We start from the raw sequence: 13,564 nt of genomic DNA on the forward strand, positions 1-13,564 counted from the left end.
CCGATGTCACCGGCTCTCTGGCCGGATTCAGTCCGGCCCGGCACGGTTTGCGGACCATACCTTGCCCCATTTTCGTGACAGGCAGGAAGGTGCAGACGGTTACAATCCCATGATCCGAAAGGCTTGTGCTCTTGGCGGGCTGGCATACGGCATTCCATTGCTTTACAAGCGGCAACGGCTTTCTTTTCGAATGCGCCGCCATCGCCCCATTTTCGCAGCTGGGAGGAAGCACCCCTTGCCCGTGGCCGACTCGAGTGTGCTGGGTCTGACCGCCGTCATCGTTGCGGTGACGGATGAGGTGCCGCGCGTGCTGGTGGTGCGGCGCATGACGCATGATCTGGCCACGCCGGAACAGCGCGACGCGACGGAGGGGCTGGACCTGCTGCCCTTCGGCCCCTTTGCACCGGAGCGCGACCGCACGCTGGAACAGGGTCTGCGCCGCTGGGTGCAGGAACAGACGGGCCTGCCGCTGCGCTATGTGGAACAGCTTTATACGTTCGGTGACCGCTACCGCGACCCGCGAGAGCTGGAGGGCGGGGCGCGCGTGGTGTCCGTCGGCTATATGGCCCTGGTGCGCGAAGCCCCGCTGTCGGGCAGCGGGGCGGCGGAATGGCACGACTGGTACGATTATTTCCCGTGGGAGGATTGGCGCGATGGAAGGCCGGAGATCCTGACCAGGGTTATCCTGCCGGCGCTGGAACGCTGGATTGCCGCCGCCCCCGATGCTGCCGCCGCCGCCGCCCGGGTCGAACGTGTCTCCACCACCTTCGCCGAAGAAGAACTGTGGGATACCGAACGGGTGCTGGAACGCTATGAGCTGCTCTACAGCGCAGGGCTGGTGGCCGAGGCCCGGCGTGACCGGGCCATCCGTCAGCGCTTAGGGCTGGCGCTGGATCAGGCGCATCTGGATGAACCCGATCTGGCAGCGCAACTGGGCACGCCCATGGCGCATGATAATCGCCGCATCCTGGCCGTCGGGCTGGGGCGGCTGCGCGGCAAGCTGAAATACCGACCGGTGGTGTTTGACCTGTTGCCGGCCCAGTTCACCCTGTTCCGCCTGCAGCGCACGGTAGAGGCCTTGTCCGGCGTGCAGTTGCACAAGCAGAATTTTCGCCGGCTGGTTCTGGCCGGTGGGCTGGTGGAAGCCACCGGCACGCATGAGGCCAATACCGGTGGCCGCCCGGCGGAGCTGCACCGGTTCCGCCGCGATGTGCTGCGCGAACGGGTGGCGGCGGGCGTGGGGTTGCCCATGGTACGGATGGTGGAATAAGGGGGGCGCGCCCCTTATTCTTTACCGCGCCAGCAGGAAGGCCAGGATCGCCGTGGTGGCCGACACGTTCAGCGACTGCACCCAGCCGCTGCCCCGGATTGTCACCAGCGCTTCGCAGGCGGCCTGGCTTTCCGGCGGCATTCCATGTTCTTCATTCCCCATGACAAAGGCGGTGGGCCGCCCGTCGGCGCTTGGGGCCAGGGCGTCCAGGCCGGGGAAATCGCCCAGTGCGGTGCCCACGGTGCGGTAATGCGGGCGCAAGGCCCCCAGGGCCGCCGCAAAGCCGTGGGTCTGATAGAGGTCGACATATTCGAACCCGCCTTCGGCCACACGATAGGCTGCCTCCGACGGCAGGGCCTGCCCCTTATGGTCGGAGATCAGCACCCGGTCGATGCCGAAAAAGGCGGCGGTGCGGATGATGGCGCCCAGATTATGGGGGTTGGAAACGCCATCCAGAATCAACAGTCGGCGCCCTTCCGCCCGCCACTGGCCGGCCATCGCCGGATCATAGGCCAGCACGGGGCGCGGCTGCGCTTCGGCCACGATGCCGCCATGCATGGCCGACCCGGCAATCTTCTCCAGTTCCGCCGCCGGCACCATCCGATAGGGTTTGCGCTGTTCGGCCAGCCGGGCACAGAAGGGGCCGGTATCGGCGCGGAACCGCTCATCAAAATAAAGCCGCTCCACCCGGTCGGGGTCTTGGGCGAACAGGGCTGCCACCGCCGGCCAGCCGGCCACACGGAACGGCTTGCGCCGCGCCGGCTGGGTGGGCGGCGTTGGGGCTGGCGGTTTCAGACGCAGGGTGGGGCGCGGCTTCGGCTGGTCGGTCATTGAATAATCAGGCGGCAAAGAAGGTGAGATAGGACAGCATGATGGTGCCGATGGCGATGCGGTACCAGGCGAACGGCGTGAAGCCATGCCGGCTGACGAAATCCACCAGCCAGCGCACCACCACCAGGGCCGACAGGAAGGCCACACCGAAACCCACGGCGATCAGGCTGACCGAATCGACGGCCAATACGTCACGATTCTTGTAGAGGTCATAGACAGCCGCGCCCAGCATGGTGGGAATGGCGACGAAGAAGCTGAACTCGGCTGCCGCCTTGCGCTCCACCCCCATCAACAGCGACCCGATGATGGTGGCACCAGATCGGGAAACGCCGGGGATCATCGCCAGACACTGGATGAAGCCGATGGACAGCGACAGCCGGGCCGGGAAATTTTCGACCTCGAAATAACGCGGACTTTTCACCAACTTTTCCGCCACCAGAATGATGATGCCCCCGACGATCAGGGCGATGGACACCACGGTCGGGTTGAACAGCACACTCTTGATATAGGAATGCGCCACCACGCCGATGCCGGCGGCGGGCAGGAAGGCCAACAGGATCGCGGCGGTGAAGCCCACCGCCGCCTTGTCACCCCGGAACAGGCCGGTCAGCACGCCCCACAGCTTGTGGAAATAAACCAGCAGGATGGCCAGGATGGCGCCCAGCTGGATCACCACCTTGAACAGATCTTCGGCCTGACCTTTGAAGCCCAGCACCTCGCTGAGCATGATCAGATGGCCGGTGGAGGAGACGGGGATGAACTCCGTCAACCCTTCCAGCAGACCCAGCAGGATGGCATCGAAAAAGGGGGTGGTTTCAGCAATCAAAATGGCAGTTCCCTTGGGGACAATCGGGGGGATCGGCGGCGCCTGTATAGCAGCCGCTCCCCGCCCTGGCGACTGCGACATGGGCGCCCGGTTGGGCGCGTCACCCGGAATCGCGCTTTTGCAATGGTTCTGACATGGAAAGGTCCGGAACGGACCTATTTTGACGATTGAGAATGGTTCTTAACTGAGGTTGCGCCGAAAGCACAGGACTTATGCGCTGAAAAATGGGCAGCAATGCTGACCTATCGCTGAAAAACTGCTGGAACGGCGTCTTTCGGCACTTTATATGATCGTTCTCCGCCGCTGGAGGATAAGGGAATTACCCGTCCGCCGGCTGGGTTTCAGGTGGGAATGAGGATTGGTTCCATGGCGCAGCAGAATATGCTCGGGTTTGTCCATACCGAACAGCGGATGCCCGATAAACGGGAACCGGCGCTGCGTCGCCAGGATTTTGATGAGATCTATGCCCGCTTCAGCGATCAGGGTGCGTCCGAACAGGCGGGCCGCTGCTCCCAGTGTGGTGTGCCCTTCTGTCAGGTGCATTGCCCGGTCAGCAACAATATCCCCGACTGGCTGAAGCTGACGCGCGAAGGCCGGCTGGAGGAAGCGTATGAACTGTCCCAGGCCACCAATAATTTCCCGGAAATCTGCGGCCGCATCTGCCCGCAGGACCGTCTGTGCGAGGGCAACTGCACGATTGAGCAGTCGACCCACGGCACGGTCACCATCGGTGCGGTGGAAAAATACATCACCGATACGGCGTGGGAACGCGGCTGGGTGAAGCCGATCGTGCCGCGCGTGGAGCGTGACCAGTCCGTCGGCATCATCGGTGCCGGCCCCGCCGGTCTGGCCGCCGCCGCCCAGCTGCGCCAGAAGGGCTATAAGGTTCATGTCTATGATCGCTATGACCGCGTGGGCGGCCTGCTGATCTATGGCATCCCCGGCTTCAAGCTGGATAAGGAAGTCGTCATTCGCCGCTGGAAGCAGCTGGAGGAATCGGGCGTTGAGTTCCATCTGGGCGTTGAGGTTGGCCGCAATATCGACCTGCGCACCCTGCGTTCCCAGCACGACGCCGTGCTGATCGCCACCGGCGTGTATAAGGCCCGCGATCTGGGCGGGCCGGGCTCCGGGCTGGACGGCATTGTTGCCGCACTGGATTACCTGACCGCCAGCAACCGCAAGAGCCTGGGCGACACGGTGCTGGATTTTGAGACCGGCAAGCTGAACGCCAAGGGCAAGAATGTGGTGGTGATCGGCGGTGGCGACACGGCGATGGATTGCGTGCGCACCGCCATCCGCCAGGGTGCCAAGTCGGTGAAGTGCCTCTATCGCCGCGACCGCAAGAACATGCCGGGCTCGCAGCGCGAAACCGCCAATGCGGAGGAAGAAGGCGTGGAATTCGTCTGGCAGACCGCACCGGACGGGTTCACCGGCGATGCGCATGTCACCGGCGTCAAGGTCTTCAAGATGCATATGGGCGTGGCCGATGCCACCGGCCGCCAGACCCCGCTGCCCATTGAAGGCTCCGGCTATACGATTGACGCCGATCTGGTGGTGAAGGCCCTTGGCTTCGACCCGGAGGAAATCCCCACCCTGTTTGGCGCGCCGGAACTGAAGGTCAGCCGCTGGGGCACCGTGCAGGTGAAGTACGGCACCATGATGACCAACCTGGATGGCGTGTTCGCCGCCGGCGACATCGTGCGCGGTGCCTCTCTGGTGGTGTGGGGCATCAAGGATGGCCGCGACGCCGCCGAGGGCATCCACAAATTCATCCAGGCCAAGGCCGCCCAGCCAGTGGCTGTGGCGGCGGAGTAAGGATGCCGACCGTCGCCTGGATCTTGGGATATGCGATCGTCTTCTTTTTTGAAGACCATGCGCCACCCCATTTCCATGTGCGCGGCAAGGGTGTGGAGGCAAAGTTCGATCTGGCGGAACTGACGCTGGTGGAAATCAAGGGGCAGCTGAGGCCGGCTGAAATCCGGGCGATCCGGGATTGGGCGCGCCGCCATCTGCCGGCCCTGTATAGGGCCTGGAATATGGTGCAGGATGGCGAAACGCCACCCAGGATCGGAGGCTGACCCCATGTATTACATCGCCAAGGCAACCGCCAACCCGGACTTTACCGTTACCATTGAATGGCAACACGGTCCGACCAGCATTGTCGATTTCAAGCCGACCATCGCCAAGGGCAAGGTATTCACCCCTTTGGCCGATGTCGCCTTCTTCACCGGTAAGCTCTATGTGGCCGAAGACGGCTATTATCTGGGCTGGCCGGTGGAGATTGATTTCAGTGCCGACAGCCTCTGGTACCGCACCCACCCTGATGATCTGAAACGCGACTATCCCGACGTCGCTGCCGAATAACCGACCCGATACGCGAATTTCATTCGTTTTCGAACACCGAGGGCCATGACATGACCGACGCCAACCTCCACGCCGGTGAGATCTTCGCGGCTGAATACACCGCCAACAAGGCCCTGCTGGACAATACTGCCTTCGTTGATACCGAACAGCATGATGCCTGCGGCGTCGGCTTTGTGGCAGCCATTGATGGCAAGCCCCGGCGCGAGGTGGTGGAAAAGGCTGTGGAGGCGCTGCGCGCCCTGTGGCACCGCGGCGCGGTGGATGCCGATGGCAAGACCGGCGACGGCGCCGGCATCCATGTGCAGCTGCCGCAAGCCTTTTTCCGCGAACATGTCGTGCGCACCGGCCACCCGGAGCCCAAGGGCCTGATCGCCGTTGGTCAGGTTTTCCTGCCGCGCACCGACCTGTCGGCGCAGGAGCGCTGCCGCGCCATTGTTGAGACGGAAGTGCTCAACTGGGGTTACACGATCTATGGCTGGCGCCAGGTGCCGATCGATATTTCGATCATCGGCGAAAAGGCCAATGCCACCCGCCCCGAAATCGAACAGATCATGGTCGGCAACCCCAAGCAGGTGCCGGAAGACCAGTTCGAACGCGACCTCTATATCATCCGCCGCCGCATCGAAAAGGCGGTGGCCGGGGAGCAGATTGGCGGTTTCTATATCTGTACGCTGTCCGCCCGCTCCATCATCTATAAGGGCATGTTCCTGGCCGAACAGTTGACGGCGTTTTATCCCGACCTGCTGGATGAGCGGTTTGAGAGCAATTTCGCCGTCTACCACCAGCGCTATTCCACCAACACCTTCCCGACCTGGCAGTTGGCTCAGCCGTTCCGCACGCTCGCCCATAATGGCGAGATCAACACGCTGCGCGGTAATGTCAACTGGATGAAGGCGCACGAAACCCGCATGGATCATGAGGTTTTCGGCGCCAATGTCGAAGACCTGAAGCCCATCATCCCCGTCGGCTCCTCGGATAGCGGCGCGCTGGATGCCGTGTTTGAGCTGATGGTGAAGGCTGGCCGTTCCGCACCCATGGTGAAGACCATGCTGGTGCCGGAAGCCTGGTCGAACAAGGAGGTGATGCCGCAGGCCCACCGCGACCTTTATTCCTACGCCAATTCCGTGATGGAACCGTGGGACGGCCCGGCCGCACTCGCCATCTATGATGGCCGCTGGGTTGTCGGCGGGGTGGACCGTAACGGCCTGCGCCCGCTGCGCTATGTCATCACCGGCGATGGGCTGATCATCGGCGGTTCCGAAGCCGGCATGGTGAAGATCAACGAACAGGCCGTGGTGGAAAAGGGCCGCCTGGGTCCGGGGCAGATGATTGCCGTCGATCTTGTGGAAGGCCGGCTGTTCCATGATCGGGAGATCAAGGACAATCTGGCCGCCCAGCGCCCCTATGGCAACTGGATCGGCAACATCACCGTGCTGGACGATCTGGTGAAGAAGGCCCCGGTGGAACCGGCGGAACTGTCCAAGGATGAGCTGCGCCGCCGCCAGCTGGCCTATGGCATCACCATGGAGGATCTGGAACTGATCCTGCAGCCGATGGTGGATGACGCCAAGGAGGCGGTCGGCTCCATGGGTGATGACAGCCCCATCGCCGTGCTGTCGGACAAGTATCGCGGCCTGCACCATTATTTCCGCCAGAACTTCGCCCAGGTGACGAACCCGCCCATCGACAGTCTGCGCGAAACCCGCGTCATGTCGCTGAAGACCCGGCTGGGCAATCTGGGTAACATTCTGGACGAAGATGCCGGCCAGTGCCGCCTGCTGCAGCTGGAAAGCCCCGTGCTGACCACGGCGGAATTCCGCGCCATGCGCAAATATATGGGGGCGACGGCGGCGGAGATCGACTGCACCTTCGATGCCAGCGCCGGCCCCAACGCGCTGCGCGATGGCCTGCGTCGTATCCGCCAGGAGGCGGAAGATGCCGTGCGGGGCGGTGCCACTCATGTCATCCTGACCGATGAGGCGATGAGCGGCACCCGCGCGCCCATGCCGATGATCCTGGCCACCGGTGCGGTGCATACCCACCTGATCCGCCAGCAGCTGCGCACCTTCACCAGCCTGAATGTCCGGTCGGGCGAATGCCTGGACGTGCATTATTTCGCGGTGCTGATCGGTGTCGGTGCCACCACGGTCAATGCCTATATCGCCCAGGAAGCCATCGCCGACCGCCACCGCCGTGGCCTGTTCGGGCAGATGAGCCTGGAGGAATGCCTGAAGCGCTATAAGAAGGCGATCAATGACGGTCTGCTGAAGGTGATGTCCAAGATGGGCATCTCCATCATCAGCAGCTACCGTGGTGGCCTGAATTTTGAGGCGATCGGCCTGTCCCGTTCGCTGGCGGCGGAATATTTCCCCGGTCTGCCGTCCCGCATCTCTGGCCTGGGCCTGCTGGGTATCCAGGAAGAAGTGCTGGGCCAGCACAAGATGGCCTATGACGAAGACGTGGTGGCCCTGCCGGTCGGCGGTTTCTACCGCTTCCGCAAGGGTGGCGACCGCCACGCCTGGGAAGGCGGCCTGATCCATATGATGCAGACCGCTGTATCGACGGACAGCTTCTCCACCTTCAAGAAATATTCCGAGGCGCTGCACAAGCGCCCGCCCATCAACCTGCGCGACCTGCTGGATTTCAAGCCGGCGGAAAAGTCCGTGCCGGTGGATGAGGTGGAAAGCATCACATCCTTGCGCAAGCGTTTCATCACGCCGGGCATGTCGCTGGGGGCCCTGTCGCCCGAAGCGCATGGCACGCTGAACGTGGCGATGAACCGCATCGGCGCCCGCTCGGTCAGCGGTGAGGGCGGGGAAGACCCGGCGCGCTTCAAGCCGGATGCCAATGGCGATAACTGGAACAGCGCCATCAAGCAGGTCGCCTCTGGCCGCTTCGGTGTGACGGCGGAATATCTGAACCAGTGCCGCGAGATTGAAATCAAGGTGGCCCAGGGTGCTAAGCCCGGCGAGGGCGGGCAGTTGCCCGGCTTCAAGGTCACGGAACTGATCGCCAAGCTGCGCCATTCCACGCCGGGCGTGATGCTGATCAGCCCGCCGCCGCACCATGACATCTATTCCATCGAAGATCTGGCCCAGCTGATCTATGACCTGAAGCAGGTCAACCCGATCGCCAAGGTCTGCGTGAAGCTGGTGTCGCGGTCCGGCATCGGCACCATCGCCGCCGGCGTGGCCAAGGCCGGTGCCGATATCATTCTGGTTGCCGGCCATAATGGCGGTACGGGTGCATCGCCGCAGACGTCCGTGAAATATGCCGGCGTGCCGTGGGAAATGGGCCTGTCGGAAGTGCAGCAGGTGCTGACGCTGAACCGTCTGCGCCACCGCGTGACGCTGCGCACCGATGGCGGCCTGAAGACCGGCCGCGACATCGTGATGGCCGCCATGTTGGGGGCGGAGGAATTCGGCATCGGTACGGCGGCCCTGGTCGCCATGGGCTGCATCATGGTCCGCCAGTGCCATTCCAACACCTGCCCGGTCGGCGTCTGCGTGCAGGACGAAGACCTGCGCAAGAAGTTCACCGGCACGCCGGAAAAAGTGGTCAACCTGTTCAGCTTCATCGCTGAAGAGGTGCGCGAGATCCTGGCCAACCTGGGCTTCCGCGAGCTGCGCGAAGTGGTGGGCCGGTCGGATCTGCTGCATCAGGTCAGCCGTGGTGCCGCCCACCTGGACGATCTGGACCTGAACCCGCTGCTGTCCGTGGCCGACCCCGGTGAATATGCCCGTTACTGCACGCTGGAAGGCCGTAACGAGGTGCCGGACACGCTGGACGCCCAGATGATCAAGGACGCCCGCGCCCTGTTCGAAGATGGCGAAAAGACCCAGATGCAGTATCACGCCCAGAACACGCACCGCGCCATCGGCACGGCGCTGTCGGGCATGATCACCCGCAAGTTCGGCATGAAGGGCCTGCAGCCCGGCCACGCCACGGTGCGGCTGCGCGGTTCCGCCGGGCAGAGCTTGGGTGCCTTTGCCGTGCAGGGGCTGAAGCTGGAAGTGTTCGGCGATGCCAATGACTATGTTGGCAAGGGCCTTTCGGGCGGTACCATCGTAGTGCGCCCGCTGACGGCCAGCCCGCTGAAGACCAACGAGAACACCATTATCGGCAACACCGTTCTTTACGGTGCCACCGCCGGTAAGCTGTTCGCCGCTGGTCAGGCGGGGGAACGGTTCGCGGTGCGTAATTCCGGTGCCACCGTGGTGGTGGAAGGCTGCGGCTCCAACGGCTGTGAGTATATGACGGGCGGTTTGGCTGTTATCTTGGGGCCGGTGGGCGATAATTTCGGTGCCGGTATGACGGGCGGCATGGCCTATGTCTATGACGAGGAGAACCGCTTCCCGCTCTATGTGAACCCGGAAAGCGTCATCTATCAGCGCCTGGAAGTGCCGCATTACGAGGAACAGCTGAAGGCGCTGATCCAGGAGCATGTGGACGAAACCGGCAGCCGCTGGGCCGCCCAGTTGCTGAACGATTGGGAACTGGTGCGCGGCCAGTTCTGGCAGGTGGTGCCGAAGGAAATGCTGCACCGTCTGGCGGTGCCGGTGACGGCCCCGGAACGGTTGAGCGCTGAGTAAGCAGCGATAAATCGCTGATTATAGGGAAGGGGTGGTCCGATTGGATCACCCCTTTTTCTTTGGGGGTAAGCAATCCTGCGGTGGGCTCCCCCCTTTATTGTGGATAGAGGGTGGTAAATAGCAGAGGTAAATTTATCCCATCCAAAAACGCGAGTGGGGGTGGGATATGAAGACCAGTACGCTGACCATCATCAAACACGCGCTGATCGGTTTCATCATCGGCATGGTGGTGGCCGTGGTCCGGCTGGGCGGTGCCAAGGGCGGCGACCTGGGGGCGATGGTGACCACCATTCTGGGATCGGTGATCGGTGCCATGTTGGTGATGGGCGTCATCGGCTATTTCAAGGCGCGCAAGCTGCCCGATGATGCCGCTGCCGTAACGCCCATGTCCACCGGCCGCAAGGTGACGCTTTATGTCAGCCTGGGGTTCCTGGGGCTGGTGATCGGTGGGGTGGCGCTGTTGCCGCTGCTGCGGTGAAGGGGGATGTTGCCCCTACTAGCCCATCAGACCCAGGCCCATATCCCAAAACCCGGCTTCCAGCCGGCTGGCGGCATCAAAGCTGCGGGTCAGCTCGGCAAAGCGGGCATCGCCACCGCGCTTCAGGCTCAACCGGTCCAGCAGGGCCACCTGGGCCGCCGCCACGGCGCGATATTCTGGGTCGGCATACATGGCGATCCAGTCGGCATAGGGGTTACCATCCAGCTTGGTCGCCGGGTCGGCCAGCAGGTTGGCCGCAATCTCCGCATAACCGACAATGCAAGGCGCCAGCGCCACATGCAAATCCAGCAGATCGCCGGCCAGCCCGCGTTCCAGCACGAAACGGGTATAGGCCAGCGTGCCCTGCGCCTCTGCTGTCGCCTGCATGGCGGCCTCATCCAGGCCCCAGCCGGCGCAATATTTCACATGCAGGCCCATTTCCAGATCCAGGATGGCCGACATGGACCGGGCCGCCGCCCGCATGTCGGCCAGATCATCGGCCTTGAAGGCAGCCAGCGCATAGGCGCGGGCGAAATGGATCAGGAACAGATAATCCTGCACCAGATAATGCCGGAAGCAGGCTTCCGGTAAGGAACCATCGCCCATGCGATGCACGAATTCGTGTGCCACATAGCGATCCCAAGCCGGGCGCGCCGCTGAACGCAGACGGTCCAACAACCCGTCTGGCGTCGCCAGATCGGGCAGGGACTGCGCGGTCAGCGGCGTTCCCATTACTTCGCGCCGGGCAGCTTGACGGTCAGGCCGTCCAGTTCCTCGGTCATGCGGATCTGGCAGCCCAGACGGGAGGTCTTGGTCAGGCCGAAGGCCAGATCCAGCATATCCTCCTCATCCTCTTCCGCATCCGGCAGCAGATCGTACCATTCCGGCGTCACCACCACATGGCAGGTGGAGCAGGCCAGGGAGCCCTCGCAGGCCCCTTCCAGGTCGATATCGTGACGGCGGGCGATCTCCAGGATCGACAGGCCCAGCGGGGCATCCACCTCACGGCGGGTGCCATCGGTCTCAATGAACACCATTTTCGGCATCGCGCCAGAACTCCCAGCAACCGGAACGCACCCCCGGTCGACCGGGGGCCAGATTTCAGTCAGCCTTGTTACGAATCCGCAGCGCCCGAGTCCAGCGCCTTTTGGCGCGGGTGGGCATTGGCGGCGACAGATCGCGCCCTATCTCCAGTCACCCGCCCTTTTGGCCACCATTTTCGCTGGCAAGGAAACCGCTATGGCATCCCCGCCTTTGCGTCGGCTGGTTCTGCTGGCCTATGGCGCGCCGGCCCTGCCGCTGGCGGTGCTGCTGCTGCCCACCTACATCTTTCTGCCCGCCCATTATGCCCAATTGGGCCTGTCGCTGGGCACCATCAGCCTGGTGCTGCTGGCCGCCCGGCTGTGGGATGGCGTGACCGATCCGCTGGTGGGTGCCTTGTCCGACCGGTTTGGCGGACGGTTTGGCCGGCGGCGACCCTGGATCGCCGCCGGCCTGCCGCTGACCTGCCTGTCGCTCTGGTTTCTGCTGGTGCCGGGGGACGGGGTGGGCTGGCCGCATCTGCTGGGCTGGAGCATGGCGCTCTATCTCGGCTGGACGCTGATGGTGGTGCCGCTGACCGCCTGGGGGGCGGAACTGTCCGGCGATTACCACCAGCGCACCCGCATCAATGGCTATCGGGAGGCGGCGGGCGTGCTGGGTACCATGGTGGCCCTGGTGCTGCCGTTTGCGTTGGGTGCCGGGGCGGCGGGGCAGGAGGGGGCGGCGCTGCGCCTCTTGGCCCTGTTCATCCTGATCAGCCTGCCTTTACTGACCCTGGCCGCCCTGCTGCTGGTGCCAGACCCACCCTGGCCCCTGGCGGGGACGGCGGCACAGGCGGCCACCACCAACCCCGGCGGCTGGCGGGCGATTCTGGGCAATGGGCCTTTCCGCCGGCTGCTGCTGGCCTACGTCATTAACGGGATGGCCAACGGCCTTCCTGCCCAGCTTTTCCTCTTCTTCGTGCAGCATCGGCTGGGCGAGGGGGAGCGGGCCGGGCTGCTGTTGCTCTGTTATTTCGCGTCGGGTCTGCTGGCGGTGCCGCTGTGGCTGGGGTTGAGCAAAATCTGGGGCAAGGACCGGGTGTGGCGGGCAGCCATGCTGTGGAACATCGCCTGGTTTCTGCCGGTCTTCTGGCTGGGATCGGGCGATTTTCTGGCATTCCTGCTGGTCTGTGTGATGACGGGGCTGACACTGGGCGCCGATCTGGTGCTGCCCTCCGCCATGCAGGCCGATGTGGTGGATCTGGATGCGGCCAGCCATGGCACGCCACGCGCCGGCCTGTTCTTCGCGCTTTGGGGGCTGGCCACCAAGCTGGCCACCGCGCTGGCCGCGCTGGGGCTGGGGGCCGCCGGGCTGTTCGGCTTCACACCCGCCGGCCCCAACGATGCCGAGGCGTTGACCGGGCTGACCCTGCTCTATGCCGGGTTGCCCATCCTGTTGAAATTGCTGGCCATCGCCCTGTTGTGGCGTTGGCCGCTGGACCAGACGGCGCAGGCCGCCCTGCGCCGCCGGATAGAGGCACCAAGCCCATGATGCGATCGCTCCTCCGCACCCTCCTGCCGCTCCTCGCCCTTCTCACCGTTCTGACCGGTTGCAACACGATGAAACCCGAACAATTCGCCAAACAGACCCCCGCCCTGGCGCTGGAAGACTATTTCCAGGGTCAGACCCGCGCCTATGGCATTGTGGAGGACCGGTTCGGCAATGTGCGCCGGCAGTTCGTGGTGGATATCAAGGGCGACTGGAACGGCAGGGAACTGACCCTGGACGAGCGTTTCGACTGGAGCGACGGGGAGAAGGAACGGCGCGTCTGGGTGCTGACGCGCCAAGGCCCCAACCAGTGGGAAGGCCGCACCCAGGATGCCATCGGCACGGCCAAGGGCGTGCTGTCCGGCAATGCCTATAACATGGTCTATGATTTCAATTTGAAGATGGGCGAGGGCCGCACGAAGGTGCGGTTCGATGACTGGATGTTCCTGATGCCGGACGGGATGCTGCTGAACAAGGCGACCATCAGCAAATTCGGCATCCATCTGGCCACCGTCACCATCGCGTTCCGCAAAGATGTGCCAGGGATGGCGGCCGGATCGCGGCAGGCGGCGGAATAGACAGGGGGCGGTGCCCGGTCTATTCTGGCACCACAAGATGAGGCTTGGCCCTGG

Annotated in this window: 12 protein-coding genes; 8 read left to right on the plus strand and 4 right to left on the minus strand. The window is 63.7% G+C overall.

What is annotated here, in order from left to right; translation table 11 throughout:
• The first annotated feature begins 241 nt into the window (after window positions 1-241).
• Window positions 242-1,270 carry a hypothetical protein gene (locus CHB97_RS02105; protein ID WP_244559348.1) on the plus strand — a complete coding sequence of 343 codons (1,029 nt, stop codon included), beginning with the start codon at window positions 242-244 and terminating at the stop codon, window positions 1,268-1,270.
• 21 nt (window positions 1,271-1,291) lie between these two features.
• Here the strand turns inward: CHB97_RS02105 and CHB97_RS02110 are convergent, their stop codons facing one another.
• Both CHB97_RS02110 and CHB97_RS02115 read right to left on the minus strand, forming a co-directional pair.
• On the minus strand, window positions 1,292-2,101 hold the full coding sequence (locus CHB97_RS02110) for an RNA methyltransferase (protein ID WP_089286272.1): 810 nt from the start codon (window positions 2,099-2,101) through the stop codon (window positions 1,292-1,294).
• 7 nt (window positions 2,102-2,108) lie between these two features.
• Window positions 2,109-2,924, minus strand: coding sequence for an undecaprenyl-diphosphate phosphatase (locus tag CHB97_RS02115; protein WP_244559398.1), 816 nt, complete (start codon window positions 2,922-2,924; stop codon window positions 2,109-2,111).
• 369 nt (window positions 2,925-3,293) lie between these two features.
• On the opposite strand from CHB97_RS02115, the gene CHB97_RS02120 reads away from it, so the two are divergent.
• From CHB97_RS02120 to CHB97_RS02140, 5 genes are all read left to right on the plus strand, one after another.
• Window positions 3,294-4,742 carry an NAD(P)-dependent oxidoreductase gene (locus tag CHB97_RS02120; RefSeq protein ID WP_089286274.1) on the plus strand — a complete coding sequence of 483 codons (1,449 nt, stop codon included), beginning with the start codon at window positions 3,294-3,296 and terminating at the stop codon, window positions 4,740-4,742.
• A gap of 2 nt (window positions 4,743-4,744) precedes the next feature.
• Complete coding sequence (locus tag CHB97_RS02125) at window positions 4,745-5,005, plus strand: DUF4160 domain-containing protein (protein WP_089286275.1); 261 nt, start codon at window positions 4,745-4,747, stop codon at window positions 5,003-5,005.
• Between the two features lie 4 nt (window positions 5,006-5,009).
• Window positions 5,010-5,291, plus strand: coding sequence for a DUF2442 domain-containing protein (locus tag CHB97_RS02130; protein WP_160105483.1), 282 nt, complete (start codon window positions 5,010-5,012; stop codon window positions 5,289-5,291).
• Between the two features lie 50 nt (window positions 5,292-5,341).
• The gene (gene gltB, locus CHB97_RS02135) at window positions 5,342-9,883 is read left to right on the plus strand and encodes a glutamate synthase large subunit (RefSeq protein WP_089286277.1); all 4,542 of its coding nucleotides are present in this window, start codon (window positions 5,342-5,344) and stop codon (window positions 9,881-9,883) included.
• A 166-nt stretch (window positions 9,884-10,049) separates the two neighbouring features.
• Window positions 10,050-10,361, plus strand: a complete 312-nt coding sequence (locus CHB97_RS02140) for a hypothetical protein (RefSeq protein WP_089286278.1) — start codon at window positions 10,050-10,052, stop codon at window positions 10,359-10,361.
• 18 nt (window positions 10,362-10,379) lie between these two features.
• Here the strand turns inward: CHB97_RS02140 and tenA are convergent, their stop codons facing one another.
• Window positions 10,380-11,093: a thiaminase II gene (tenA, locus tag CHB97_RS02145; RefSeq protein ID WP_089286279.1), complete on the minus strand. Its 714-nt coding sequence runs from the start codon at window positions 11,091-11,093 to the stop codon at window positions 10,380-10,382.
• Window positions 11,093-11,407 carry a ferredoxin family 2Fe-2S iron-sulfur cluster binding protein gene (locus CHB97_RS02150; RefSeq protein ID WP_089286280.1) on the minus strand — a complete coding sequence of 105 codons (315 nt, stop codon included), beginning with the start codon at window positions 11,405-11,407 and terminating at the stop codon, window positions 11,093-11,095. Before CHB97_RS02150 ends, tenA begins: the two co-directional genes overlap by 1 nt.
• A 193-nt stretch (window positions 11,408-11,600) precedes the next feature.
• Here CHB97_RS02150 and CHB97_RS02155 point away from each other — a divergent pair, with 193 nt between their 5' ends.
• Window positions 11,601-12,935 (plus strand): MFS transporter, encoded by a 1,335-nt coding sequence (locus tag CHB97_RS02155; protein WP_089286281.1) that lies wholly within the window; start codon window positions 11,601-11,603, stop codon window positions 12,933-12,935.
• On the plus strand, window positions 12,935-13,510 hold the full coding sequence (locus CHB97_RS02160; RefSeq protein ID WP_089286856.1) for a DUF3833 domain-containing protein: 576 nt from the start codon (window positions 12,935-12,937) through the stop codon (window positions 13,508-13,510). The genes CHB97_RS02155 and CHB97_RS02160 overlap by 1 nt, the downstream gene beginning before the upstream one ends.
• Window positions 13,511-13,564 lie beyond the last annotated feature (54 nt).

The organism is Azospirillum sp. RU38E (assembly GCF_900188385.1).
Classification (GTDB): Bacteria; Pseudomonadota; Alphaproteobacteria; order Azospirillales; family Azospirillaceae; genus Niveispirillum.

Excerpts from the sequence above, each read along its gene's own strand:
- CHB97_RS02150 (WP_089286280.1), bottom strand. The coding sequence starts at position 11,407 with ATGCCGAAAATGGTGTTCATTGAGACCGATGGCACCCGCCGTGAGGTG.
- gltB (WP_089286277.1), top strand. The coding sequence starts at position 5,342 with ATGACCGACGCCAACCTCCACGCCGGTGAGATCTTCGCGGCTGAATAC.
- CHB97_RS02125 (WP_089286275.1), top strand. The coding sequence starts at position 4,745 with ATGCCGACCGTCGCCTGGATCTTGGGATATGCGATCGTCTTCTTTTTT.
- CHB97_RS02160 (WP_089286856.1), top strand. The coding sequence starts at position 12,935 with ATGCGATCGCTCCTCCGCACCCTCCTGCCGCTCCTCGCCCTTCTCACC.
- tenA (WP_089286279.1), bottom strand. The coding sequence starts at position 11,093 with ATGGGAACGCCGCTGACCGCGCAGTCCCTGCCCGATCTGGCGACGCCA.
- CHB97_RS02130 (WP_160105483.1), top strand. The coding sequence starts at position 5,010 with ATGTATTACATCGCCAAGGCAACCGCCAACCCGGACTTTACCGTTACC.
- CHB97_RS02120 (WP_089286274.1), top strand. The coding sequence starts at position 3,294 with ATGGCGCAGCAGAATATGCTCGGGTTTGTCCATACCGAACAGCGGATG.
- CHB97_RS02110 (WP_089286272.1), bottom strand. The coding sequence starts at position 2,101 with ATGACCGACCAGCCGAAGCCGCGCCCCACCCTGCGTCTGAAACCGCCA.
- CHB97_RS02155 (WP_089286281.1), top strand. The coding sequence starts at position 11,601 with ATGGCATCCCCGCCTTTGCGTCGGCTGGTTCTGCTGGCCTATGGCGCG.
- CHB97_RS02140 (WP_089286278.1), top strand. The coding sequence starts at position 10,050 with ATGAAGACCAGTACGCTGACCATCATCAAACACGCGCTGATCGGTTTC.